The sequence below is a fragment of the Nostoc sp. UHCC 0870 genome (assembly GCF_022063185.1).
Lineage (GTDB): Bacteria > Cyanobacteriota > Cyanobacteriia > Cyanobacteriales > Nostocaceae > Trichormus.
The window spans coordinates 1,296,450-1,320,617 of sequence record NZ_CP091913.1 but is presented as its reverse complement, the minus strand read 5'-3'; the positions used below and the strand labels follow the sequence as shown (position 1 = coordinate 1,320,617).

General features: G+C 41.8%; 23 protein-coding genes. 11 read left to right on the top strand and 12 right to left on the bottom strand.

Going from position 1 to position 24,168, the window contains the following annotated elements; genetic code table 11:
• Positions 1-147: 147 nt before the first annotated feature.
• On the bottom strand, positions 148-2,022 hold the full coding sequence (gene glmS, locus L6494_RS05900) for a glutamine--fructose-6-phosphate transaminase (isomerizing) (protein ID WP_237992304.1): 1,875 nt from the start codon (positions 2,020-2,022) through the stop codon (positions 148-150).
• 239 nt (positions 2,023-2,261) lie between these two features.
• The gene (gene psaC / locus L6494_RS05895; protein WP_006195256.1) at positions 2,262-2,507 is read right to left on the bottom strand and encodes a photosystem I iron-sulfur center protein PsaC; all 246 of its coding nucleotides are present in this window, start codon (positions 2,505-2,507) and stop codon (positions 2,262-2,264) included.
• Positions 2,508-2,976: 469 nt separating this feature from the next.
• Between psaC and L6494_RS05890 the strand changes: the two genes are divergently transcribed.
• From L6494_RS05890 to L6494_RS05875, 4 genes are all read left to right on the top strand, one after another.
• A complete protein-coding gene (locus L6494_RS05890; protein ID WP_237992301.1) occupies positions 2,977-3,462 on the top strand; it encodes a hypothetical protein in 486 nt (161 codons plus the stop codon).
• Between the two features lie 142 nt (positions 3,463-3,604).
• On the top strand, positions 3,605-4,069 hold the full coding sequence (locus L6494_RS05885) for a hypothetical protein (protein ID WP_237992298.1): 465 nt from the start codon (positions 3,605-3,607) through the stop codon (positions 4,067-4,069).
• Between the two features lie 268 nt (positions 4,070-4,337).
• Positions 4,338-4,484, top strand: a complete 147-nt coding sequence (locus L6494_RS05880; protein ID WP_237992295.1) for a hypothetical protein — start codon at positions 4,338-4,340, stop codon at positions 4,482-4,484.
• Positions 4,485-4,685: 201 nt separating this feature from the next.
• Complete coding sequence (locus L6494_RS05875) at positions 4,686-5,333, top strand: DUF1361 domain-containing protein (protein WP_237992293.1); 648 nt, start codon at positions 4,686-4,688, stop codon at positions 5,331-5,333.
• A gap of 186 nt (positions 5,334-5,519) precedes the next feature.
• Here L6494_RS05875 and L6494_RS05870 read toward each other — a convergent pair whose 3' ends face one another.
• Complete coding sequence (locus L6494_RS05870) at positions 5,520-6,611, bottom strand: AI-2E family transporter (RefSeq protein WP_237992291.1); 1,092 nt, start codon at positions 6,609-6,611, stop codon at positions 5,520-5,522.
• Between the two features lie 161 nt (positions 6,612-6,772).
• Here L6494_RS05870 and pdxH point away from each other — a divergent pair, with 161 nt between their 5' ends.
• Positions 6,773-7,417 (top strand): pyridoxamine 5'-phosphate oxidase, encoded by a 645-nt coding sequence (gene pdxH, locus L6494_RS05865; RefSeq protein WP_237992288.1) that lies wholly within the window; start codon positions 6,773-6,775, stop codon positions 7,415-7,417.
• A 210-nt stretch (positions 7,418-7,627) separates the two neighbouring features.
• Here pdxH and L6494_RS05860 read toward each other — a convergent pair whose 3' ends face one another.
• The 5 genes from L6494_RS05860 to L6494_RS05840 form a co-directional block, all read right to left on the bottom strand.
• Positions 7,628-8,449 (bottom strand): DUF3153 domain-containing protein, encoded by an 822-nt coding sequence (locus L6494_RS05860; RefSeq protein ID WP_237992279.1) that lies wholly within the window; start codon positions 8,447-8,449, stop codon positions 7,628-7,630.
• A 185-nt stretch (positions 8,450-8,634) separates the two neighbouring features.
• A complete protein-coding gene (locus tag L6494_RS05855) occupies positions 8,635-9,156 on the bottom strand; it encodes a hypothetical protein (protein WP_237992278.1) in 522 nt (173 codons plus the stop codon).
• Between the two features lie 104 nt (positions 9,157-9,260).
• Positions 9,261-10,154: an acetylglutamate kinase gene (gene argB, locus L6494_RS05850; RefSeq protein WP_237992276.1), complete on the bottom strand. Its 894-nt coding sequence runs from the start codon at positions 10,152-10,154 to the stop codon at positions 9,261-9,263.
• 88 nt (positions 10,155-10,242) lie between these two features.
• On the bottom strand, positions 10,243-10,791 hold the full coding sequence (locus L6494_RS05845; protein ID WP_237992266.1) for a shikimate kinase: 549 nt from the start codon (positions 10,789-10,791) through the stop codon (positions 10,243-10,245).
• 6 nt (positions 10,792-10,797) lie between these two features.
• The gene (locus tag L6494_RS05840; RefSeq protein ID WP_237995850.1) at positions 10,798-12,399 is read right to left on the bottom strand and encodes an NB-ARC domain-containing protein; all 1,602 of its coding nucleotides are present in this window, start codon (positions 12,397-12,399) and stop codon (positions 10,798-10,800) included.
• Positions 12,400-12,863: 464 nt separating this feature from the next.
• Between L6494_RS05840 and L6494_RS05835 the strand changes: the two genes are divergently transcribed.
• Positions 12,864-13,088, top strand: a complete 225-nt coding sequence (locus L6494_RS05835; protein ID WP_237992264.1) for a hypothetical protein — start codon at positions 12,864-12,866, stop codon at positions 13,086-13,088.
• 73 nt (positions 13,089-13,161) lie between these two features.
• Here the strand turns inward: L6494_RS05835 and L6494_RS05830 are convergent, their stop codons facing one another.
• The 3 genes from L6494_RS05830 to L6494_RS05820 form a co-directional block, all read right to left on the bottom strand.
• Positions 13,162-13,863, bottom strand: coding sequence for a LapA family protein (locus L6494_RS05830; protein ID WP_237992262.1), 702 nt, complete (start codon positions 13,861-13,863; stop codon positions 13,162-13,164).
• A 96-nt stretch (positions 13,864-13,959) separates the two neighbouring features.
• The gene (locus L6494_RS05825) at positions 13,960-14,580 is read right to left on the bottom strand and encodes a flavin prenyltransferase UbiX (RefSeq protein WP_237992260.1); all 621 of its coding nucleotides are present in this window, start codon (positions 14,578-14,580) and stop codon (positions 13,960-13,962) included.
• A 17-nt stretch (positions 14,581-14,597) separates the two neighbouring features.
• A complete protein-coding gene (locus L6494_RS05820; RefSeq protein WP_237992258.1) occupies positions 14,598-16,952 on the bottom strand; it encodes a ribonuclease R family protein in 2,355 nt (784 codons plus the stop codon).
• Between the two features lie 1,302 nt (positions 16,953-18,254).
• On the opposite strand from L6494_RS05820, the gene L6494_RS05815 reads away from it, so the two are divergent.
• On the top strand, positions 18,255-19,076 hold the full coding sequence (locus tag L6494_RS05815) for a hypothetical protein (RefSeq protein WP_237992256.1): 822 nt from the start codon (positions 18,255-18,257) through the stop codon (positions 19,074-19,076).
• Positions 19,077-19,269: 193 nt separating this feature from the next.
• On the opposite strand, the gene clpP is transcribed toward L6494_RS05815, so the two are convergent.
• The gene (gene clpP / locus L6494_RS05810; RefSeq protein ID WP_237992254.1) at positions 19,270-19,884 is read right to left on the bottom strand and encodes an ATP-dependent Clp endopeptidase proteolytic subunit ClpP; all 615 of its coding nucleotides are present in this window, start codon (positions 19,882-19,884) and stop codon (positions 19,270-19,272) included.
• Between the two features lie 728 nt (positions 19,885-20,612).
• On the opposite strand from clpP, the gene L6494_RS05805 reads away from it, so the two are divergent.
• The 4 genes from L6494_RS05805 (at position 20,613) to L6494_RS05790 (ending at position 24,032) form a co-directional block, all read left to right on the top strand.
• On the top strand, positions 20,613-20,768 hold the full coding sequence (locus L6494_RS05805; RefSeq protein ID WP_237992252.1) for a hypothetical protein: 156 nt from the start codon (positions 20,613-20,615) through the stop codon (positions 20,766-20,768).
• A 103-nt stretch (positions 20,769-20,871) separates the two neighbouring features.
• Positions 20,872-22,935 carry a thioredoxin domain-containing protein gene (locus tag L6494_RS05800; RefSeq protein WP_237992250.1) on the top strand — a complete coding sequence of 688 codons (2,064 nt, stop codon included), beginning with the start codon at positions 20,872-20,874 and terminating at the stop codon, positions 22,933-22,935.
• A 142-nt stretch (positions 22,936-23,077) separates the two neighbouring features.
• Complete coding sequence (locus L6494_RS05795) at positions 23,078-23,614, top strand: molybdenum cofactor guanylyltransferase (RefSeq protein WP_237995848.1); 537 nt, start codon at positions 23,078-23,080, stop codon at positions 23,612-23,614.
• 190 nt (positions 23,615-23,804) lie between these two features.
• Positions 23,805-24,032 carry a hypothetical protein gene (locus tag L6494_RS05790; RefSeq protein ID WP_237992248.1) on the top strand — a complete coding sequence of 76 codons (228 nt, stop codon included), beginning with the start codon at positions 23,805-23,807 and terminating at the stop codon, positions 24,030-24,032.
• The last annotated feature ends 136 nt before the right edge of the window (positions 24,033-24,168 follow it).

Below are 24,168 nucleotides of genomic sequence, written 5' to 3'. Positions count from 1 at the left end.
TTACGATCTGACAAATCAGTGCTAGTGGGATAGACTCAGCATTACTGTAAGCAATGCCCAAAAAACATTTCTAGATGTGATATGATAATTAAAACTAGAAACTATCTCATATACTCTACGAATATTTACTTAAATATTCGTATCTTTTTATTCCACAGTCACCGATTTTGCTAAATTCCGAGGCTGATCGACATCCAACCCGCGACGGGCGGCGATGTGATAAGCCAACAGTTGCAATGGTACTACTGTGAGGATGGGTGATAATAATTCATCCACTGATGACACAGGGAGTAAATCATTAAAAATTTCCGCCGCTTCGCCATCATTGACTGGTGTTACCCCAATTAAGCGGGAATCTCTGGCTTTGGCTTCTTGAGAATTGGAAATAACTTTTTCATACACACTACCAGGAACTGCGATCGCAACTACCGGCACTTTGGCATCTAATAAAGCAATGGGTCCATGTTTCATTTCCCCAGCCGGATAACCTTCCGCGTGAATGTAGCTGATTTCTTTTAATTTCAATGCCCCTTCCAACGCAATGGGGAAGTTAATCCCTCTACCTAAAAAGATGAAATCTTTAGTTTCAGCAAATTCATGGGCTAGGTGTTCGGTTAATTCTTCCTGACGTTCTAATGTGTCCTCAATTGCTTGGGGAATCTGGCGCAACCCTTGAATAATCTCTATTAATTTTTCTGGTGCTAATAGCTGGCGGCGATTAGCTAAATCCAAGGCTAAGGCATAAAACGCCATCAGTTGGGCGGTAAAGGTTTTGGTCGCGGCTACGCCAATTTCAATGCCTGCTAGGGTATTGATAATATGAGAAACCATCAAACCAAGGCTACTTTCTGGACGATTGGTAATGCCTAAGAGTCGGGCTTGATATTGCGGTGCTTGCCCTTGGCGACGTTCTTTTTCCATTGCTAAAGCAGCCAAAGTATCGGCGGTTTCCCCTGATTGGGTAACACCAATAATTAATGTATTCGCTGTCAGGGGTGATGGTGCATAGCGATACTCAGAGGCGTAGTGTACCTGAGTCGAAATTCCTGCTAGTTGTTCGAGTAAATATTTGCCTACTAAGGCGGCGTGCCAACTTGTACCGCAGCCGACGATATGAATCTGCTCTAAATCTGCATAAAAGTCCTCTGGTAAGCCCAGATTCACCTTATCATGATCAAAATATGCTTCTAAACTAGCTCTAACTACTCCCGGCTGCTCATAAATTTCTTTGAGCATGAAATGTTTGAATCCCTGCTTCTCTACCATTGTGGGACTCAAGTTCAGCATCCGGGGCTGTTTTTTTAGCCTGTCGCCAGCAAAGTTATAAATCTCTACACCCAGAGGTGTCAGGCGGGCAATTTCGCCGTTTTCTAGGGGGAGGACGGCGCGGGTATAAGCAACGATCGCTGGCGTGTCAGATGCACAGAAAAACTCACCTTGACCAAATCCTATGACTAGGGGTGCTTGTTGGCGGACAACAATCAACTCGTCGGGATAGTCAGCCGCAATTACTGCGATCGCAAATGCCCCTTCTAGATGATTGGCTGCTTGGCGAACAGCTTCCAAAAAGGGCGAGGGGGAGAGGGGGAGAGGGGGAGAGGGGAGATTTTGGAAATATTCGGCAATCAGGTGCGGAATTACTTCTGTATCGGTCTCGGAACGGAATTGATGTCCTTTGCTTTTCAGTTCCTCCCGTAACTCACGGTAATTTTCAATAATCCCATTTTGGACAACGGCGATTCGCATGGCCGTATCCATGTGGGGATGGGCGTTATGTTCCTCTGGTTTGCCGTGAGTTGCCCAGCGCGTGTGACCGATGCCTATTTGGGCTGGATTTGCTAATTGTTCGAGCTTGGAACGCAGGTTATGTAGTTTCCCTTTAGCGCGTACACAATTTACCTCGCCTTCCCAAACAGTGGCAATCCCGGCGGAGTCATAGCCGCGATACTCTAGTTTTTCTAGCCCAGACAACAAAATTTCTGTCGCCGCTTGAGTGCCTATATACCCAACTATGCCGCACATTGCTCACACCACTCTTTGTTCAGGATAATTAAGTCCAGTATAGTTGTTAGCACAAAAGTCGGTTCGCCACAAAGGCACAAAGAAAAAAGGAGCAACTTGCTCCTTTGACCACTAGGTTATATTTATTAATTTCTAGTTTGAGATTGTAGGATGAGCGATCGCCCACCCTACAACGCTAAAGATGCTTGCTATCGAAACAATGAATCGAGAAGCTCAATCAAAAACTGGTAATCAGTTCCTTAGTAAGCTAGACCCATACTGCGAGTTGTTTCTGCGCCCAGGTAAACCCGGATGCTCAAAAAGTCAGTGGGGCAGGCAGTTTCGCATCTCTTGCAGCCTACACAGTCTTCTGTACGAGGTGAAGCAGCTAGTTGAGCAGCCTTACAGCCATCCCAAGGAACCATTTCCAGTACGTCAGTTGGGCAAGCGCGGACACATTGGGTGCAGCCAATGCAGGTATCGTAGATTTTTACGGTATGAGACATTGAAAAAACAGCTCCTTTCCAGTGATCTTTTCTGTGAAAGAATCATAATCAAGGCATAGTTTACCTCAGTCGCTTATACGCCGTAAGTAAAAGGCTACATAACTTCAAACAATGTAATAGGCACTTTGAAAAATTTGCTTTTACGGGATATCTCCCTTTCCTTGTAAATCAGCCACTTCACAGGCTCGTATTTACCCTGACCACTATTCTCTCTGAAATTTATTTGTAAATATATGTAAAGGAGAAGTTGAGTCCTTAAAGATTCTGTACTGGTAATTATCTATTGTACTCATCAGTATTCGTCTATTCTCTCGTACAACGCGGCGGAAATAAAGATACCATTCTCAATCATTCAAAACCTTAAAATACAGTTTTTTGACTTTTGACTTCCGCGTAGCGGTACTAATTCCTGTCTCTAACTAAAATTATTCGCTAATATTGTCTCGATTTGATCGCTGGTGGAGTGTGAATGTTTGTGTGGCGTAAATATGTTGTTATTGCTCCTGTTAGTTTGAGTATTGCTTTATTGCTGACTGGTTGCGCGGAAGATCAGGCTTCCCAGTGTTTTCGGCTGATTCAAGTGGTAAATGCGGGAAATGCTCTAATTGATCAAAATAAAGGACAGCAGGTGATCACAAGCTGGCAATTATCTAAGGATTTAGAAGCAATTACTAAATCCTTAGACGAACTCAAGTTGTCAGATCCTCAGTTGCAGCAAGTCCAAGGCGGTTTTATGAGAGTATTTGAGAATCTGAGTCAGGCGATCGCTAAAGCGTCTCAGGCACTTGGTGCAGCTAAAAATGCCGAAGCATCAGCATCCGGTAGGGAAAAACTCCAACAGGCGAGAAAAGAAATTGATACCGTACTCACCAATGCAGCTAAAACTGCTGGTAAGGACTCTGATGTACTTGTCAAGCAACTAAATAAGTATTGCAGTCAGACTGATGTTAGGTAGGGGACAAGGGAAAGAATAACTAATGACTTTATGAAATTTTTAATCCATCAGTAACTTTTATCACTATTTTTTGAAGAATCATCCTGAATAACACTAATATCTCTAGTTAAAGGAAATATTGGTGTTAGTCAAATGATATACAATGAGTGACATAAGCCTACTGATGACTGGTGTGTTGACTGGCAATCCAGCATCTTTGCCTGATCAATTCCCTGTGCAGTCTCCTATTCAGTCAGATACAGTAGGGCAAAACTCAACACAGGAGTCATTTCCAACATTTCCCCATGCTGACATTACACCACCAGAATTTCTACAGGTGGATATGGGAGAAGGCTATGGCTGCGTTGATTATCCTGGTAAAGCTAATGCAGAAAACCTCGCTATTACTCGTGATGAATTCGCCGCAGGTTTAGAAACTTGTCTCCAGCAAATCGATGAATTATTGACTAACAATATAGATAACACTATCGAGCTAGAGGATTTCATCTTACTGCAACGCTTGCAAAATGAGGTTGAGTTGGAACTAGCGCAGTTACAGCAGCGTGTAGCAGTAGGCGATGGCGTTCCGCCCACCGGAGCGGAGGCAATCGCAAAACTCACGAAATAAAAGAAATTAGAAATTAGCTGGAAATAATTCGGGAATCACCGCCAGGTAAATTGTAATCTACCTAAGAGCTAGGACAAGAGCGAGATTTAGCTGCATAAACGTATCTTAAGTTCTTAGTAGTAGTTTTTACTCTTACTGAGAACTTCTTTTTATGATCTGGCAAATCTAAATCAGCTATACTAGCTACTTAGAGGGTGTTTGAAAAGTTTTAGTAGGTATAAAAATGTCATTCTGACTGGAGCGGAGCGTAAGGAAGAATCTAGGCTTTGTGGCACATACCGAGATGTTACCCTTTGCTACGCAACGCTACCGCGAACGGGAACGCTTTCAGCGAACATTCCGCTACGCTGCATACTCCTGCGGAGAAGCAAGCTACAACATGACAAAGAAACAGACTTTTCAAACGTCCTCTTAGAGTAGGTGGCTAAAAAATTTTGCATGAGTGATTTTTATATTTCAAAATAAAATATATAAAAACCTATAAATTATGTTGTGTAAATTGTTGTCCCTGTTTTATAAAACACTTAATATAATCTGTATATTTATCATACGAAATCGACTATTCGATAGTACAAAGACAATCCAAGTGAATCACATATCTTGCGAGTAATCAGCTATGACAGAGCAATTGATCGCCAAAGTTTTGCAGGTGTTAAGCATAAATATGCGGTGGATGACGTGGAATTTATTCCTCGCTTTGATCCCTCTGCTATTAAGTATTTGGCTATTTCGCAATAACCGGGGACGCTCTTGGCTATGGTGGTTAGGTTTTTTAGTGTTTTATGCCTTTTTACCAAATGCCCCTTATTTGTTAACGGATGTTATTCATTTAATCCATGATATCCGTACAATTCAGTCTGTGTGGCTGATTACTTTGGTCTTAATTCCTATTTATTTAGTGGTGATTCTGGGCGGTTTTGAAGCTTATGTCATATCTTTGATTAATTTAGGTCACTACTTACACCGCATTGGTAAAACTCAATGGATTTTATGGGTTGAGTTGATTACTCACGCTCTTTGTGCAATTGGTATTTATTGGGGTCGTTTCTTACGTTTCAATAGTTGGGATTTTATCACTCAGCCAGATGCTTTACTAACTAGAGGTGTCGAGGAGCTTTTAGGAAAACAGCCGTTGATTATTATTGCTATCACCTTTTTGGTACTCTTGGTTTTGTACTGGATTATGAAACAAGTAACTCTTGGTTTTGTGCGTAAACAAAATACTAGAGTAGGAATAAAATCAGGAACACCAAATAATTTTTAGTTAGGGACTTCCAGATAAAAAAATATCTAAACTGTAGGGTGCGTCAGAGAGATACAACCTAACTATACTCAGAAATTATTCATACTGACGCACCCTACCCAACCATAAATTGCAGATAATTTATTTTTTGGTCTTCCCTGAGCTGATAAAGACCTTATATTTTATTTTTTATGACTAAAGTATTTACTACAAACTTGAATTTTCGGGATCATGGGGAATAGTGACTGTTGACATAAAATCCCCTTGTTTGCTACCTTTTATAGCATCAAAAGTACCTTTGATAGTGCCGGCAATGGGAACAGCTACCAATGTTCCCAATAAACCTGCTATTTCATATCCCATTAAAATAGCTACAAAAATCCAAATAGGATTTAGTCCAATAAAGTTGCCGAGTAACCTGGGTGCTAAGAGATTATCTTTAATCTGTTGCATGAAAATTGCAGCGAGGGCAACTTGCACAGCTAACCACCAATTTTGTAGCAGCACCAAAAGAGTTACTGTCCCAATACCTAAAGCAGCCCCAATAAAGGGAATAAGTTCAGAGATACCAATGAGGATGGCAAATAATAAAGCAAAGGGTACTTTGAGAATCAAAAATATTGGGGTGAGGACTACAACCATGAATAGTCCTAGTAATATCTGACTGAGAAAAAAGTTTTGGAAGTTGAGATGCAAAGACTTAGCGAAGGGGATTCTGAATTTAGAGGGTAGAAGATTGATTAAACCATACCAGACGCGATCGCCATATAACAGCATATAAAATGCCAGCACCACTACCAAGACAAAATTCAGCAATCCTGAAAGTAACGTTCCCGCTACCCCCACTGCACCGGAAGCCAAATGCTGTACAAAATTCTGAATGCTGGCGTTGATTTGATTACTCAGCACCCTCAAATCAATAGGCAAACGTCGCTGTTGAGCAAATGCCTCTAATTGCACTAAATTAGCTTGACTAGAAGTTAACCAATTAGGAATCTTATTTAATAATTGAATTGTTTGGTCAATGACCATTGGTACTAGAGTGACACCCAAAATTCCGAAAAGAGTCAAGGTGAAGAGTAAAACAATGATTACTGCCTGGGTACGACTGATTCTAGCTTGTTCAAACAATTTAACTGGATAATTCAGTAAAAAAGCTAAAATCGCCGCAAAGCTCAAAATAGTAATAGGGTGCTGAAAGTAGCCAAATAGTACAGATAACAGCCAAACATTCAGAGCGACAATAGGGCCACTCAGACCATAGAATAATAGACTTTGAAGGGATGCCGAACGGCGCATCTGACGCAATCGATTTTACTACTCCTATAGTCAATAGATATTAGTCACCTGTCACCGTTCGGCTGACGCTCACGGCAAAGCCTGTCACCTGTCACCGTTCGGCTGACGCTCACAGCGAAGCCTGTCACCTGCCTTTTTAAATAATAAGGAACTAAATTACGATGGACAAAACCATAGCCGACCTTCGCAAAGACTATACCTTGGAAGGTTTGAGTGAAACAGAAGTTGATCCCAACCCTTTCATACATTTTAAAAAGTGGTTTGAGCAGGCACTAGCCGCCGAACTTCCAGAACCCAATGCGATGACTCTAGCCACCACTACACCAGATGGGAAGCCATCGGCGAGAATGGTACTGTTAAAAGATTTTGATGAGAGGGGTTTTGTCTTCTTCACCAACTATAACAGTCGTAAAGGACAAGAACTAGTAGTAAATCCTCAAGCAGCCTTGGTTTTCTGGTGGGCAGAATTAGAACGTCAAGTCAGAATTTTAGGAAGTGTAGAGAAAGTTTCAGAAACTGAATCAGACTATTATTTTGAAAGTCGTCCTGGTAAAAGCCGTTTGGGTGCATGGGCTTCTAATCAAAGTGAAGTCATCCCTAACCGAGAAGTTTTAGAGCAACGGATGCAGGAATTTCAAAGCAAATATGAAAACCAGGAAATCCCCCGTCCCCCTCATTGGGGAGGCTTGCGGGTCATTCCCACAGAAATTGAGTTTTGGCAAGGACGCTCTAGTCGTTTGCACGATCGCTTGCTTTATACTCCTTTAGAGACCGGCACTTGGAAAATTGAGCGTTTATCACCATGAGAGAGTAATGAGTGCTGTTAGCGGTAGCGCGGCGTTTAGCCGGTGCTGAGTAGGGAGTAATGAGTGGAGAGTAGAGAGTAATGAGTGGTGAGTAGGGAGTCAGCGAAGCTACGGAGGTTGATTTTATCTGTCTAGCTGTAATGGCCTATCGTCAAGATAATCTAATCACTCATTACTCATTACTCATTACTCATTACTCAGCACTCATTACTATTCTGCTTTAGGTGCAAACTGTAATTTGGGATCGGGCATAAAGGTATATCTCAGATATATGCCTCCCCAGATAAATAAGATAATTAGTAACGCACCGATGCCTAAAGGACTAGGTAGCCAAAAGACTACTTCTATATGGTTCAGTTCACCGGGTTGAAGTTGCCATACTAATTGCTTGCCTTTTTTCTCTGGTTTGACAGCATTTTCAGCGACTGGAATACTTTTAGCACCCCAAGGAGTGTTTAAGGCAAATTCTAAATTGAGAATAGAACCAGCATCAGCTAAAACATTACCTTTACTGGCAATTAAAGCTAGCGATCGCAAGTCTAAATCGTAAATTAATTTATTCCGTACTACTAATAAAAAATTATTCTGGAATAAAAGTAAATTAGACTCAATTTTTGGTAGTTCTGAATTAGTCTCTGTTGTGTCAGCGTCTGTTGTTTCCTGGGTATGAGAATTAAAAAAATCATTAAATTTGGTTTGCAATTCTCGACCATTACTAAAAGGAATTGTCACCACTACTTCTTCTCTAGAAATTCGTCTGGCTCTACCTTCTAGCTTGCGAGCGCGTTTTTCTATACTGTTTAACCATTCATAAACATAATCACTGCTAAAACTAGTCAGTCTTTCTTCTAACCTAATATGCTGTACCAGTTCCCCACTATTAGAGTTATTAAAATTCACCCCAACATCGTACTGAACACAACCAGACAATAACAGTGATATCAACAATACCAAAGGCAGAATCTTGCGACTCACTAATTTAAATGGTCTACTTAACACTGTTAAACTGGTTCTCAAAATAGAATAATTCATTAAATAGACTCCTCTAAAAAGTTCAATAAATTCTCCTAGCTTGAACATAAAGGCTATATTTCTCCGTGTCTCTGTGTCTTTGTGGTTAAAAATATCTTAATTTCACCACAGAGGCACAGAGGCACAGAGACAGGCATACAATTCTTTTGACTTCACGGCGGCACTAGCCCCTGTTCTGCTAAGTCCTAAAATCCTTGCCAAACCAAGTAAGAAACAGTCAACCCAATGGCAATTAATGCTACCCAGATAAAGCGATTATCTTTAGTATTAACTTGACTAAGATCCACAAGTTCTTTTTCGGCTGGTGCTGTGCGTTGAGAGGATTGGCGCGGCTTGGGAGGTATAATGATTTTAGATTCATTATCAGATAGTGCGCCTAAATCGGGAATCTCAGTCATCCAATTACTGGGTCTTTTCAGTTTTGGTGCTTGCAGGATGTATATTAACTGGCGTGCTTGATCACGAGTTTCTGAGTAGGGATGACGACGGAGTTCTTGGCAAAGCGCGATCGCATCTTCTGTTCTTCCGGCTGCTTCATAGGCTGTGACTAACCAAATATCTACTTCACCTCCCAAGCGGGAATTACGTTCCAATAAATCCCTTGCTTTTTCTAGATTTTCTACAGATTCTCGGTATTTGCCATTTTCAAAGGCAAATTTACCTGCTTGGTATCTAGTTCTTGCTAGTTCTAAAGTTTCTGTATTCACCACTGTTTACCAACCAATCAGCACTGCTTTTATTTTGCCAAGCTTTGAGCATTGGGCAGATAAATAACCTCTGCTTCCTGCCCTCTGCTTCCTGCTTCCTCTCTTCAACTAAACTGAGAACCTAAAATCATCGTCCCAATACCCACATCGGTGAAAATTTCCAGTAGTAGGGCGTGGGGAATGCGTCCGTCGATGATGTGGGCTGCACGTACACCTTGAGCAAGCGATCGCACGCAACAATTAACTTTGGGGATCATCCCGCCACTGACTGCACCACTCACAATCAATTCCCTCGCTTCCCGAATATCTACTTTGGGAATCAAGGTCGAGGGGTCTTTATAATCTTTTAAAATCCCTCTGGTGTCGGTCAATAAAATCAACTTTTCTGCCCCTAATGCTGCGGCGATTTCTCCGGCGATGGTATCGGCGTTAATGTTATAAGCTTGTCCTGACTCATCAGCCGCAACGCTGGAAACTACGGGAATATAGCCATTACTAGACAGGGTTTCTAAAATTTTGATATTAACATTACTGACTTCCCCCACAAAGCCAATACCTTCTTGACCTTGGGGACGGGCAGTAATCAAGTTACCATCTTTACCACACAGCCCCACAGCCAAACCGCCAGCTTGGTTAATTAACTCAACAATTTCTTTATTAACTCGACCTACCAGCACCATTTCCACAACATCCATTGTGGCGGCATCTGTGACACGTAGACCGTTTTTAAATTGTGGTTCGATGCCCAGTTTATCTAACCAACTATTAATTTCTGGGCCGCCACCGTGGACTAAGATTGGCCGCAAGCCGACGCAAGATAAAAAGACAATATCCCGAATAACTTGGCTTTTCAGGGTGCTATCTTTCATGGCAGCACCACCATATTTAACAACAACGGTGCGTCCAGCGAATTGTTGAATATAAGGTAGTGCTTCGCTGAGAACACGCACCCGCGTAGCTTCAGTTTGCCTGATGTACTCAGTATCGTTAACCATCATGAACAGGAGTTGAGCTTACATATTTATGCAAGTCAGTATAATTCGGAATTGTGGCTTTAATGACGAATTACGAATTACGAATTACGAATTACGAATTAGAAATAGGCTTTTTTAACACGCTAGGAATTGCTGCCATTATTTTGTCAGCAATTTGTTCTGGCGTTTCTCCATCTAGGACGGGAATTCTTAGATCAGCTTGGGCGTAAAGTGGTGTACGTTGTTCGAGGAGCGATCGCAGTTTGTCTTGGGGATCAGCATCTTGTAGTAGTGGTCTGGTGATATCCTCAGCTAGGCGGGTATAAAGTAACTCCACTGGCACATCTAGCCATACAATTAAACCGTGGTGCAAATAACCCCAGTTTTCTCTCCGTAGCACAATACCCCCTCCTGTAGCAATAGTCAGCTTGGTATAGGCACATACTTGTGCTAAAACATCACTTTCCAACTGACGAAATTCTGCTTCTCCTGCCTCTGCAAATAGTTGGTTAATAGATTTTTTTGCAGCCTGGGCAATTACACTATCAGTATCAACAAATCCATAACCTAATTGCTTGGCTAGTAATTGACCTACCGTGGTTTTACCAGCCCCCATCATCCCAATTAGGTATAGATTAACTCCTTGTAACAAACTACTCACGCTACTTTAAAACTCCGTTTTCAGATGACTTTCTCGTGTATGGTTTTGGCGGCGCGCTGTCAAAATGGTCTGCATTAATAAGCAGTATTTTTGTTCGGCACTTAATTTAAAATTTTCCTCTATTAGGCGTTCAATTGTATAGTCAATTAACACGGGAATTTGCGAAAATTTACCCCCTTGCTGTTCAATAAGAGAACGCTTTTGTAATAAATCTACAGCTTCCAAGATTAGTCTTTGTGATAGTCGTGGCGATAATCCGGGTATAGTGTTCTCTTGTAACTGACTTATTGAAACAAAATCTTGATTGATTGCTAGCCAATACATGACATTTTTTTCTATCTGCGATAAGCGATTAAATTGTTGATCTAAAATTAAGCGCACATCTCCGAAAACAACATTACCCTGATGCAGAAATTCCGCAATATCGCCACCAAATAATTCTTGAATAGCTGTGGCTACTAGTTGTAAGAATAAGGGATTACCTGCATACCGCTCAAGTAATACTGGTAATTCTTTCTCTGAAGGCTCACTCAAACCTTTCCTTTGGATAATTGAGAGGCTTTCTTGTTTTCCTAGTCCCGTAATCTTCCAGGAACGAACAGGTAATTTTTCCCCTTCTAAAGCAGCAATTTCTGGTATTTTCTCTCGACTAGTTAAGATTAAACAGCTTTGATGTGACGTTTCTCCTATCCGACGAATTAATTCTTGATAAACCTCATATCCTTGATGATATTTAATTGGCGATAAAAGACAAGTAATAGCAGACTTTTCTTGATTAGAACTACTAGCTTCTATGTATTCATTTTTACTTGTTAAAAGTGAGTCTAAGTTATCCAATACAATTAAACAACGAGCAGAACGCAAACAATCTATCAGTTGGGAAAGTTTATGTTCTACTGTATCGGCAATTTTCAGCTCTAGGTTGGGGGATAAAGCAGTAATAAGTTCATCTAATATCTGCTCTAGGGTAGGTGCGAGACGTAGCGATCGCCAGATAATATACTCAAAGTCTTGTTGCATCTCTTGGGCTAGTTTTACAGAAAAGGCCGTTTTCCCTATTCCAGCCATGCCCAAGAGTAGCACTAGGCGACAATGGTCTTGTAAAACCCACTGTTTAATTTTTGTTAGTTCTGTGGTTCGTCCCTGAAAATTACTAACATCAATTGCTGCACCCCAATCAATGATAGGTGTTGATTTAATTTTAATTAAATTAACTTCTGGTTCTTTGGGGATTTGTTTATTACTGTTAACTGGTTGTAATTGCAACCTATCTTTTTTGTATCCTGCTTTTTCTAGCAAATAAGTTACACGACTCCAATTCTTGACTTTAATTAAGTATCCCGCTTGAGTACTCAACATTTCTTCTATATATTTATACAGTCCGTTAGACAAATAAACTCTGACTGTACTACTACTACGACTTTGATAAACTACAGTGGCAATTTCTGCGGGACTACACCCACATAATAAGCCTCTGAGGAATTTCTTTTCTACAGGAGTCAGAGCTTTACCTTTAGTAGATGCTAAATCTATGTATAATTTTTCTAATTCCCAATTATTTGTTGCCTCTATAAATTCCTCTATTTGATTGGAATTAATTGTTGTCATTACTGCTATATATGTATTTAATGTAACTTTGTACATATATTAGCGATTCTTCTATAAAGTCAGAATAAATTACAGATAAATTTATAACGAATTTACTAACTTTTGTTAGGTGACTATCCAGTGATTAATTAGATATGGTTAGGCTTAATGGAAAATTTATATAGCTTGTCAGAAACTTTAAGTGAAACAGTTTCGTCAATCTTAATTAGGATTACTCTACCTCTTAATCGAATGTTTCACTGGTGCATATTACTGAGTCATATACAGCACAGCAAAATAATTTTAAACTCTAATGATGGCAAGCCTTTATTAAAAATAGTTGCAGATTAAGGTGTAAAAAATGACTAATTTTCCATAATTATCAACCAGCCTTATCAATTAACCGGTTGGAGTTTAAAGAATACTGCATATTTTCCGATCATTAGCCCGAATCTATTAATGTGGTGTGTAGTGAGGCATCAACCATGACTCGAATTCGTGACGTTGTGCAACAGGCTTTAGTAACTGGCTATCTGACGGTTGCAGCAGAAAATCAATTACGATATTTATTAACTACTCAGTATGATTTGGAAGATTTAAATGCCTTCATGACTTTACAAGAAGCTGCCATGAACGGCAATGTCAAGCAAGAATCCCGTGAACAGTGTATAAAAGGCAGTAGGGAATGGGAAGTAGAGAGTAGGGTTTAGTTACCCAATCCCCAGTCCCCAGAAGTTAATTAATTTTGACTTTTGACTTTTGACTTGATTTCTCCCCAGTCCCTCATCTACGCGGTTTATTATCTTCAGAATCATCCTCTTCAAAGAAACTCCAATCATCATCCTCCTCATTGTCTACATCATTAGTTGGTGCTTGGTAAGGGGGAATGATAACTCGGTAATCAGCATCGTAAACTGATTCTGACTTACCTGCGGCGGTGTTTTTTGGTTCACGGTAGCTATAAGAATAGGTAGAACCAGAGCGAGAACCCGTTTTGCTTTGTTGTGGGCGTTCGTAATTAGTAGAGTCTCGAACTGGCTCATTTTGAGAACTAGATTTAGGTGCTGGGGGTGACTGTTGATCAAAATTCCAGTCATCATCTGCACTGTTATTTTCCCAATCATCAAATTCGTCGTCAAATGTCTCTTTCCTGGTGGACTCTGCTTGGCTTTTTGGTGGTGGAGGCGTGTATGGCGCAGATGTAAATTCTTCTCGATTCTTAGCTTGAGTACGCCTAGAAGTTGTATTTGATGAGGAAGGAATTTGGCGAGGCTCAAAATAATTAGATAATTTAGACAAACTAGTAATTAATAGAGATGTACCAGCACCAGCCGCCGTGCTAAATAAAATCCACATTGCCAAGGGTAATGGCTGGCTTCGCATACCTAAAAAGACTAGCGATAGCACAGGCGACCAATTTTGAACTAACAACAGTGCTAGTCCGCCCATGATTGCTATTAAGAGAGTTAAACGAATTACAGCCATAAAGCAAGGGAGCAGGGAGCAGGGAGCAGGGAGCAGGGAGCAGGGAGCAGGGAGCAGGGAGCAGGGAGCAGGGAGCAGCACTCTTTTACTTTTAACTTATTTGTTGCCTTCCCAACGTTGAATAGGTATGCAATCAATATCTAGTTGATCTAAAACACGAGCAACGACAAAATCAACTAAGTCCTCGACGGTTTTAGGGTTGTGATACCAAGCGGGAATAGCCGGGACAATGCGGACTCCAGCCTCTGCTAAAGTTGTTAAGTTTCGCAGGTGAATTAGGCTAAAGGGAGTTTCACGAGGGACGATAACTAACTTGCGTCCCTCTTTAATTTGAACATCGGCGGCTCGTTCTAGCAAGTCGGAACTTAAACCGCCGGCTAACTTGGCGGCGGTACTCATGCTGCAAGGAATAACAATCATTCCCAAGGTGCGAAAAGAACCACTGGCAATATTAGCTCCGACATTACTCCAAGGGTGACAGCGTAGCTTACCTGCAAGAGGAACTCCGGCTTGTTCACGCCAGAATTGCTCTTGCTGATTTGGCTCTGCTGGCATTCGAGTATCCTGTTCGGCTTGCCAAACGATGTAACTTGATTTAGAGGCTACTAATTCAACTTCATAGTCTGCCGCCAGCAGATATTTAAGGGCGCGAACGGCGTAAATCAGGCCAGATGCTCCTGATACGCCGATAATTAGGGGTTTGCTATGATATGTCACCGGTGCTTAACAAAAATTTACTCTTCCTCAGCATAAGGGTCTAAATCATCTGACTCAAGATCGTTACGTAGGTAGATATCCGGCATATCACCATTTACATTACCAACACCTAAGCCTTTGACTAAGCCATCGCTACCAACGGTGACTAAATCTATTTGCTGGCGATAGTAATCGACGCTTTTCACTTGGACGGAGACGCGATCGCCTAATCTATAAGAAGCGCGATTTTTCCTGCCAAATAGTGCCTGTTGTCTAGCGCGGTATTCGTACCAGTCATCTTTGAGGGAACTAACGTGTACTAGTCCTTCTACCCGTAAAGGTACACCAGGATTACCCTTGACTTCAAAATCCACGGCTGGAACTTCAATTTCCACAAAGAAACCATAGGACTGCACGCCGGTAATTACGCCTTGAAATACTTGTCCAATGCGCTGTTTCATGAGTTGGGCTTTTTGCAGTCCAGCTAAATCGGCTTCGGCTTCTTGGACTTCCTTTTCCCTGTCGTTGATTTGGATAATCACCCGTGTCAAGTCGCTTTGCAGTTCTTGCTGCAATTCTGGGGGGAGGACATTCCAGTTAATTTCCCCGTGGCTGTAGGAGTGGCGCAGGTTTATCCGTTCTTTCACACGGGTATTGCGGCGATCGCGTCCATGTTCTAGTAGCTGATAGTACACTCTCTGCATCAGTAAGTCAGGATAACGCCGTAAAGGGGAGGTGCAGTGAGTGTATTGGGCTAGAGCTAAACCAAAGTGATTACCTTTGGTGGTGCTGTAAACTGCTGGTTTGAGGGTATCTTGTAATAGATAAGTCAACACTTGCTCAGAGGGGGAATCAGCAAAAGCTCTAGTCAGGTGTTGATAATCTAAGGGTTCGATATCTACTTCTGGTTCTAGGGATAATTCCACACCTAAGTTAATCGCTAACTTCAGCATTTCCTGCACGTCTTCAGGGTCGGGTGTACCTTGTAAACGCCAGATAGCTGGAACACCTAGAGCGTTGAGGTGGGTAGCCATTAGTTCATTAACTAATAGCACTAATTCCGTGAGTAGCGATCGCACTGGGGAATCATTAACAATCACAGCCCCCAGACTTCCTTCATCACAATAGGGGTTTTGGTTGGCGGGTAGATTTAACTGCAAGCTACCACGAGCCAGACGCACTTGTTTGATCCCTGTGCCGATGCTGATGAGATTTTGGATTAGTTCTATGGCTTGTGGAGATTCTTTTTTAGCTTTACCTTGGAGAATGTTTTCTGCTTGTTGTTTGGTAATGGCTGTATCTACATGAATGACACTCGGTTGGATTTCCCATTCCAACACTGCACCTGATTGGGGAGAAATGGTCATTAAAAATGAGATAGCCAAGCGATCGCTTTTGGGAACTAATGAACAGCGATCGGCTACAGCCTCTGGTAACATGGGCAACACTAAATCACCCAAATACACTGACCTACCGCGTTTGAGGGCTTCCCGATCTAAAGGTTCGTCAGGTTGGACATAGTGAGAAACATCGGCGATATGAAAGCCTAATTGCCAATTACCAGCAATAGTTTTTTCTAAACTCAGGGCATTTTCTATTACCTTCGTGTCACTATTGACTTCAGTAATCGCAATAGTAAATAAATTACGTAAATCGAGTTTGTTTTTCAGGTCGGCTTTTAACAGCCTTTTGGATAACTTGGCGGCTGCATCTAAAATTGACTCTGAGAAAGTCCGAGATAAATCGTGTTTACAGGTAACTAAATCTATATCAGCTGCGGCTTCAGCATCACTACCGAGAATTTGAACTACTCGACCAAGGGGGGGATACTGAGCTAAGGGATAACGCAGCACTTCCACATGGGCTAGGTGGTCGAGGGCTTCCTCCAATTTCATCCCGTTAGTGAGAATTTTGAGTTCAAAGAGGAGTCGGTCATCTAAGGGAACAGCCCGAAAACCTCCTTCTACTTGTTTAATCCGTGCCAATAAAGTGTTATTAGAACGTTCTAAAATTAACTTTACTTCTCCTTCAGGAGAACGGCGACGACTACCTTCCTTGAGAACTCTGACTAAAACGCGATCGCCATTCCAAGCATTACTCAAATGGCTTTCGCGGATATAAATATCCTCCGCCCCTTCGACATCTTGAATGGCGAAGCAAAAGCCTTTGCTAGAACAACGCAATTTAGCTTCAATTAGACCTTCTTCTGTGATGCGGCGATACTTACCCCGTTCCTTTGCCAAAAGTCCGATTTTTTCCAACACCTCCAAGGCTATCTGGAGTTTTTCTAAACTGTCTTCATCCTCGCAACCTAGTTTCTTTTCCAAGACTTTGCGAGCTACCAATTTATCATCGGTGAAATTGGCAAGGAGTGTAGCGATTGAAAATTCCATGCAGTGAACCGACCTTTGGTCAAAACATCATAGAAATACACGGGATGCGGGAAACTCAGTCACTTCAGTGCTGAGAGGGAAGCGGCACGAGCGAATGAGAGTCGCAGTCCCCTTACGGGGTGTGGTAAATAGAGGAACAGTATTTACCACCTTCCCTGTATGCCGAGAATCGCCTTGCTGTTCCAGTAATGTTAGCTTCGACCTGTTATAAGAGCTTGTTAGGCTTGCAACACTGTTCCAGTGACCTTAGAACTGTTTAATCACAAGCGACAGAGCAGGGAACTAGCTACGCATTCCGAGGTGTCGTGACTCAAATAACGGCTACTCGTTTTACCGAGTGGTCTGGTCAGTACGGCTTGCTTGATTACTCTTACAAGCCCAGTCCCTTTAGGGCTGGGTTACTGACGTTGGTTTAATCTGGTTCTTTGCCGTATGCCCTCACGGACTACAGTATATTAGCTGGAAACGAATTGCCCTGAGGCGGTGTTCCCGACATTCTCATAAAGGCTCATCTACCCAGGCGGGAAGATGCTATTTTACAAGATGATCCGTGTAGCTTGCTTTCCCGGAGGAGTACACTCTGACGGAACTTCTCACTGCATGACAATTTCAGAGTTAGTCTACGCTTAAGTACCTTCACCTAACCAAACTTATGAACGTAAGGCTGATTGAAAGTTTTCCCGTTAGTGTTAATTACACGACTGGTTTTGAGTCCTGGGTGGGAATAACTCTCCACATCACCCAAAAAAAGCGTCACTTAGGGGAAACTACAGGTGTTTGATGGTCTAGCTTGAAGGTACTTTTACGCCATGAGACTCTGATTTTTTACTAGGAGCAACTGCCGAATTACCCAATTTGTCCGTATGTAGAATCAGTAACAAACAGGTAGCAGCCTAACAAGCGGTGAGGGCGAACCTTATCTCCATTATTGTAGATTTAGAGCGCACTTCCAGAAAATAGTTTTGGATCTTGAATTGGGTAATCAGTATAGCATTAATAGTCAAGCCACTGAGAGTAAGTTAACAGTGATTATTAAAGGCGATCGCAAATGCTACAGCCATTAACAACAGTTTGGCGATCGCTAAACTGTTGGTCAAGTTGTCTGGATATATTTTTCTATCCACAGCAAACTGAGTAGATGTAAAGTTAAAATACTATTTATTAAACTACTTGAGACAAGGTTAGTCACACGCAATAAAATTTATTGTCTAATTGCGTAAGGTAAATGAACAAACGGTGTTTGGGGTACATCAGTAGCATCAACCCCATAATTTTTATAGAAATAGATTTGGTGGCAATATTATGTTGGCTCAATTCCAGAGCTTGTATCCCAACGGCAGTTTAATTTCTGAATTAGTGCAAATTTTTCAGGGAAAATATATTGTTCGGGCAAGCGTCCAAATAGAAGGTGTAACCCGTGCTACTGGTATGGCATCAGCCGAAACCGTAGAAGCCGCCGAAGACCAAGCCAGAACTAGGGCATTAATGGTATTGGGAATTACTGGTACGGTACAGACATCAGTACAAGTTGCTCCAGAACCAATATCGCCAGTACAAGTAGTTGCTCCAGAACCAATATCACCAGTACAGTTTAATCCTGTTAATCCTACTTTCCCAGAGTCTCCCTCTGCTTCTCTTCCAGACAGCAAATTTGGCAGTAATCACTGGTCATTAACTAGCGATGACAGCCAATCTAAAATTGACACATTTATTCCCAGTGATAGCATCCACAGCCCAGATTTCAGCTACCCAGAACCAGAAGTCAACGCAGCAGTAGAAGACCTACCATTGATGTCTGCTAAACAGTCAGATAATACCGCCTTCAGTGATATGACTGCGAGTAATGTCACCCCATTTACACCACGTAGTTACAATCCCCCAGAAAATGTTGCGCCTATATCTGGAACGGGGAAGAAAAAGAAAAAAACTGAACCCGTGGATTTATCTGATGTCATAGCTAAAACTGATGTGGAGTTGCAGCGTCTAGGTTGGACACCAGAACAAGGAAGAGAATACTTAATTACAACCTACGGTAAGCGAGGACGCACTTTACTAACAGAAGACGAATTACACAGTTTCCTCAAATACCTAGAATCACAACCAGACCCAATTGCAGGGTTTTAAGGGATCTGGAGAACCACTCTCCTAACAACTGTAGAGACGTTGTATACAACGTCTCTACATATTCCCCCCTTCCCTAACTAGGGAAGGGGGTTAGGGGGTTAGGTTTCGCGTTAGCTTTTCCACATAACGTGAAAAGTCAGACATAGATTAGGGTGATGGGTTTCCTGACGCCCCAACCTCCAATTTTTGCTAGTTAACCCACAACCGCTACTGGAGGACGGAGACCAGTAGCGTGACGGTCAATCACTTGGTCAATTAAGCCATATTCCTTGGCTTCCTGTGGGGACATGAAGAAATCACGTTCAGTATCTTCTGCAATTCGCTCAATGGGCTGACCTGTGTGTTCAGCTAAAAAATCATTGAGCCGTTTCTTGTGATACAAAATTTCCCGCGCCTGAATTTCAATATCAGTTGCTTGACCTTGTGCGCCGCCTAGAGGTTGGTGAATCATAATCCGCGAATGCGGTAGACTCATCCGCTTACCTTTAGTACCAGCACTAAGGAGGAAAGCACCCATACTTGCCGCTAGTCCAGTACAAATAGTACAGACATCAGGGCGAATGTGTTTCATGGTATCAAAAATTCCCATACCAGCAGTGACAGAACCACCAGGGGAATTTATATACAAATAAATGTCTTTTTCTGGGTCTTCAGCATCCAAAAATAGCAATTGGGCAACTATCAAGTTAGCTAAATGGCTATCAACTTGTTCACCCAAAAAAATAATCCGCTCACGCAACAGGCGTGAGTATATATCAAAAGCGCGTTCACCGCGACCCGATTGTTCAATAACGATAGGAATAGTCATAAGACCTGGCGGTAAGTGGGAAACTCAGAGGCTTTAGCCCTGAGAGGTAAGCGACACGAGCGGTTAAAACCGCAGTGGTCATTAGAATGCTAGTTTTTGAATGGATATAATCCCAGGAACTAGCAAACCTGTTTAAGTCCCCGACGCTCGAAGACTCGCTAACGCTACGCTATCGCCCAACTAATCCAAAATGTCTTGGCTTAACCCAACGACTGAACAAACAGTCTTGCAGATAATCCGAACTAGGGAAGCATTCGGAAGTGCGTATCAGGATTAGTCTCAATGGGCTAGTCAAACACGTAAAGTTTGTTCTTTACAAGCTCAGTGGCTTTAGCCCTGAGTTATTGACGCAGCTTACTTGTAGCTATTTTAAATTCTATTTTATCGATGACAACGGCTGATTGTGGTCTTCGATCAAAGTTTAAAGGTATGGATATCCGCCTTTACCTACAAATGTTTTCACCTGGTTGCAAGGACAAAGAGACGGAAATGCCGACTACAAACCACAAAAAAACTTTTCCTTGCTTGGATAGATGCCAAAAATCTCTCCAGGCACTTTTTATAGTGAAAGTACGTCCAGAGAGGTGAGTGTGAGAATCTGGTACACCATTTTCCATGCGAGTCACCTATTCCATATTTATTTCCAGAAAATCCGATCAAACAAGGTGACAAGGTGTAGTTAGATTCGCCAATCTTACTAAAAAGGTATCAACTGAGGGAGACCTGCCATGCCAAAAAAACTTGTGCAAGCCGCCATCATCACTTTCTTACTCCATGTGATTGCAGGACTTAGCCCAAATACTCGACTTCAATCAAGGACTATTTCGCCTTCAACAGAAACACCTGTGCAAATGATTAGTATGTTGTTGCGTTCTCGCCAATAATATTTTACTGATTAGTTTTCTTAAAAAATATATATTTAGACATTGAGATCAAGACTGGCAGCAGGTAGACTGAGCAAATAAGGCAACTATCTGCACCTAAACCATGACTAATCGCTTGGCTCAAGCCCAGAGTCTTTACCTCCGCAAACACGCCGAAAACCCCATTGATTGGTGGTCTTGGTGTGATGACGCTCTCGCCACAGCTAAGGCAGAAGATAAACCGATTTTTCTATCGATTGGTTATTCCAGTTGCCATTGGTGTACTGTCATGGAAGGTGAGGCTTTTTCTGATCAAGCGATCGCTGAGTATATGAATGCTAATTTCTTGCCTATCAAAGTAGATAGGGAAGAAAGACCAGACATCGATAGCATTTATATGCAGGCTTTGCAAATGATGAGTGGTCAAGGGGGTTGGCCTTTAAATGTATTTTTGTCCCCAGAAGATTTAGTCCCGTTTTACGCTGGAACTTACTTTCCTGTAGAAACCCGCTATAACCGGCCTGGCTTTTTGCAAGTTCTCCAAGCGTTGCGTCGCTACTACGATACAGAAAAAGAGGATTTACGCCAACGTAAGGCTTTAATTGTAGAGTCACTTTTAACCTCTGCGGTTTTACAAGGTGAGGCTATACAGGAAGCTCAAGCCCAGGAATTGCTACGGCGGGGTTGGGAAACTAGTACAGGGATTATTACGCCAAATAATCAGCATGGTAATAGTTTTCCCATGATTCCCTACGCAGAATTAGCATTGCAGGGAACAAGATTTAATTTTGAGTCCCGCTATGATGGTCAACAAGTTTGCAGTCAGCGAGGACTAGATTTAGCCTTGGGTGGGATTTATGACCATGTGGCTGGGGGCTTTCACCGCTACACTGTTGATCCCACTTGGACAGTCCCCCATTTTGAAAAGATGCTCTATGACAATGGTCAAATTGTGGAGTATCTGGCTAATTTATGGAGTGCAGGTATCCAAGAGCCAGCATTTGCTAGGGCTGTATCTGGTACTATCGAATGGCTGCAAAGAGAAATGACTGCACCGACTGGTTATTTCTATGCGGCTCAAGATGCCGATAATTTTACCAATCCTGGGGAAAAAGAACCAGAGGAAGGAGCTTTTTACGTTTGGAGTTACGCTGAACTATCACAACTATTAACACCAACAGAACTAACAGAATTACAACAACAGTTTACAGTTACCCCTAACGGCAACTTTGAAGGTAATAATGTATTGCAAAGACGCAATGCAGGGCAGTTGAGTATAACGTTAGAAGTGACGTTAGGTAAACTGTTTACGGCTCGTTATGGAACTCCTGCTGATACACTCCAGACTTTTCCCCCAGCACGGGACAACCAGGAAGCCAAAACTGTGAATTGGCCAGGACGTATTCCTCCTGTCACAGATACAAAGATGATTGTGGCTTGGAATAGCCTAATGATTTCCGGTTTAGCCAGGGCTGCGGCTGCATTCCATGAGCCTGAGTATTGGAAGATAGCAGCACAAGCAGCAAACTTTATTTGGGAGCATCAGTTTGTAGATGGGCGTTTTCATAGACTCAACTATGAAGGTAAACCAACTGTATTAGCCCAGTCTGAAGATTATGCTTTGTTTATTAAAGCATTACTGGACTTATACCAAACGCAGAACCCACAGCAGTCTTTGTGGTTGGAAAAAGCGATCGCACTCCAAACTGAATTTAATGAATTTCTCTGGAGTGTAGAATTAGGTGGCTACTTCAATACAGCCAGTGATGCCAGTCAAGATTTAATTGTGCGGGAACGCAGTTATGCTGATAATGCTACACCATCAGCAAACGGAATTGCGATCGCTAACTTAGTCCGTCTAGCACTACTCACTGATGATCTCCATTATCTAGATTTAGCCGAGCAAGGGTTAAAGGCTTTTAATAGTGTAATGCAGCAAGCACCCCAAGCCTGTCCCAGTTTGTTTACCGCTTTAGATTGGTATCGTAACTGCACTTTGATTCGCACCACCACTGAGCAAATCAATTTCTTGATTCCCAAATACTTACCAACTGCTGTGTTGACTGTAGTATCTAATTTACCCGCAGATAGTGTTGGTTTAGTTTGCCAAGGTTTAAAATGTCTCCCCTCAGCCGGGAGTTTTGAACAGTTGTTACAGCAAGTGCAACAGAGCCAAATTAGAGCGTGAAGGGTGACAAGCTAAACAAGGTAGATTTTTATCATCACTCATGACTCAGCACTCACCACTCAGCACTCACCACTCACCACTCACCACTCACCACTCAGCACTCATCACTACTATTGTCTTAGCTGGTGGTCAAAGTTCCCGGATGGGTGAAGATAAAGCTTTGATTTCCGTGCAAGGTATGCCATTGTTGCAAAGGGTTTGTGGTATTGCAGCAAGTTGTGCTGATACTGTTTACGTAGTGACACCTTGGCCAGAACGCTATCAACATTTAGATTTACCTAATTGCCAGTTTATTCGAGAATCCCCTCATTCCCAAGGGCCTTTAGTGGGGTTTGCTCAAGGTTTGACGCAGGTAAAAACTCAGTGGGTTTTGTTACTAGCTTGTGATTTACCGAAGTTGCGAGTTGAGGTATTACAAGATTGGATAGCAATACTTGATAGTGTAGATGATGATGCGATCGCAGCTTTAGCTCATCACTCAAAAAGATGGGAAGTGTTGTGTGGTTTCTATCGCCTTCGCTGTTTACCTCAACTATTACAGTTTATCAATCAAGGCGGGCGATCGTTCCAACGCTGGCTCAAAGATTATTCTGTAGAAATCCTACCTTTATCAAATCCAGAAATACTGTTTAACTGCAATACACCCGAAGACTTGACTTTACTTAGAGATGGAAGCTAAACGTAAAAAAAGATACTTAAAATAATTTAAAAGAAAGTATGATTTGTAATCTATACAACATTACTTTCTCAGTTTATTCATGTATATTAACTACAGCTTTTCTCAAAAACCTTGTATACCTCCCGGCGAGTAGCACAATCATCTGACATTTTAGGGGATTTTTAGCTGATGTGCGTACTCGTCGTTTTTTTTGCAGAATTTTTTACCGGATGAACTTAATCAGGGTCATTCTACTTTATTAATAGTAACTATTCAATCAATCTTGTCACCAAATAAAAACTTGGCGACAGCAGTACAGGGAAAAAGTCCTATTGCTGGGTATGTAACACTTTCAGATGAGAAAGTTATAGAAGAAAATCCTGAGGTTAGCTCACCTGATAGTTCTCCTACATCGGTATTAGATGCTGTTGAAAAATAATTTTTTTTGGCAAAAATTACAGGAAAATAAAAATAATAGAGTCTATATTTTTAATTATTATGGATTAGTTAATCTAGTTAGTATAGATGCTATTGAAGAAGCTTGTCGGCAGATGAAGCAAGACATATTTAAAGAA

Excerpts from the sequence above, each read along its gene's own strand:
- glmS (WP_237992304.1), bottom strand. The coding sequence starts at position 2,022 with ATGTGCGGCATAGTTGGGTATATAGGCACTCAAGCGGCGACAGAAATT.
- psaC (WP_006195256.1), bottom strand. The coding sequence starts at position 2,507 with ATGTCTCATACCGTAAAAATCTACGATACCTGCATTGGCTGCACCCAA.
- L6494_RS05890 (WP_237992301.1), top strand. The coding sequence starts at position 2,977 with ATGTTTGTGTGGCGTAAATATGTTGTTATTGCTCCTGTTAGTTTGAGT.
- L6494_RS05885 (WP_237992298.1), top strand. The coding sequence starts at position 3,605 with ATGAGTGACATAAGCCTACTGATGACTGGTGTGTTGACTGGCAATCCA.
- L6494_RS05875 (WP_237992293.1), top strand. The coding sequence starts at position 4,686 with ATGACAGAGCAATTGATCGCCAAAGTTTTGCAGGTGTTAAGCATAAAT.
- L6494_RS05870 (WP_237992291.1), bottom strand. The coding sequence starts at position 6,611 with ATGCGCCGTTCGGCATCCCTTCAAAGTCTATTATTCTATGGTCTGAGT.
- pdxH (WP_237992288.1), top strand. The coding sequence starts at position 6,773 with ATGGACAAAACCATAGCCGACCTTCGCAAAGACTATACCTTGGAAGGT.
- L6494_RS05860 (WP_237992279.1), bottom strand. The coding sequence starts at position 8,449 with ATGAATTATTCTATTTTGAGAACCAGTTTAACAGTGTTAAGTAGACCA.
- argB (WP_237992276.1), bottom strand. The coding sequence starts at position 10,154 with ATGATGGTTAACGATACTGAGTACATCAGGCAAACTGAAGCTACGCGG.
- L6494_RS05840 (WP_237995850.1), bottom strand. The coding sequence starts at position 12,399 with ATGACAACAATTAATTCCAATCAAATAGAGGAATTTATAGAGGCAACA.
- L6494_RS05835 (WP_237992264.1), top strand. The coding sequence starts at position 12,864 with ATGACTCGAATTCGTGACGTTGTGCAACAGGCTTTAGTAACTGGCTAT.
- L6494_RS05830 (WP_237992262.1), bottom strand. The coding sequence starts at position 13,863 with ATGGCTGTAATTCGTTTAACTCTCTTAATAGCAATCATGGGCGGACTA.
- L6494_RS05820 (WP_237992258.1), bottom strand. The coding sequence starts at position 16,952 with ATGGAATTTTCAATCGCTACACTCCTTGCCAATTTCACCGATGATAAA.
- L6494_RS05815 (WP_237992256.1), top strand. The coding sequence starts at position 18,255 with ATGTTGGCTCAATTCCAGAGCTTGTATCCCAACGGCAGTTTAATTTCT.
- clpP (WP_237992254.1), bottom strand. The coding sequence starts at position 19,884 with ATGACTATTCCTATCGTTATTGAACAATCGGGTCGCGGTGAACGCGCT.
- L6494_RS05805 (WP_237992252.1), top strand. The coding sequence starts at position 20,613 with ATGCCAAAAAAACTTGTGCAAGCCGCCATCATCACTTTCTTACTCCAT.
- L6494_RS05800 (WP_237992250.1), top strand. The coding sequence starts at position 20,872 with ATGACTAATCGCTTGGCTCAAGCCCAGAGTCTTTACCTCCGCAAACAC.
- L6494_RS05795 (WP_237995848.1), top strand. The coding sequence starts at position 23,078 with ATGGGTGAAGATAAAGCTTTGATTTCCGTGCAAGGTATGCCATTGTTG.